Source organism: Fulvivirga kasyanovii, assembly GCF_009711405.1.
GTDB classification, from domain to species: Bacteria; Bacteroidota; Bacteroidia; order Cytophagales; family Cyclobacteriaceae; genus Fulvivirga; species Fulvivirga kasyanovii.
In genome coordinates this window covers 1-434 of the sequence record NZ_SMLW01000064.1, presented here as the reverse complement: position 1 = coordinate 434, position 434 = coordinate 1, and the positions used below count along the sequence as shown (strand labels likewise).

Below are 434 nucleotides of genomic sequence, written 5' to 3'. Positions count from 1 at the left end.
AATTTGTTTTACTCTTTGGTTGTTATACCTATCCTGCTGAATATTATATGCGTTCAAAGTTATTTCACCGTTCTTAAATTGCTGCTCAGCAAGTGAAAGTGAGGCATAAAGGTCTTCTACTATTTCAGTCTGTATTTTAAGCAACTCTCGATTCATCAGATAAGTCTGATAGCGGGTAAGAACTTCTGCCCTGATCGCGAGCTTCTGTTGGTTAATATTGGATTTGGCAATTAGTACTTCCTGTTTCTTCTTCTTTACCTCCAGGGGTATATCTACGAAATAGCTCAACCTGATCATCCCTGTTACGTTGTACTTAGGGAAAAATTGTGCCCGATCACCAACGTCAGCGCTTTCGTTAATAGTAAATTCATTTAAGTTACCCTGTACTCTCCAGTCATCAAGCCAGCTCCAACGTGCCTGTTTTACTTCAATAT

Annotated in this window: 1 protein-coding gene; it reads right to left on the bottom strand. The window is 39.2% G+C overall.

The window, feature by feature from the left end:
* The coding region (locus tag E1163_RS00075; protein WP_155168509.1) for a TolC family protein at positions 1–434 on the bottom strand (434 nt) is incomplete at both ends.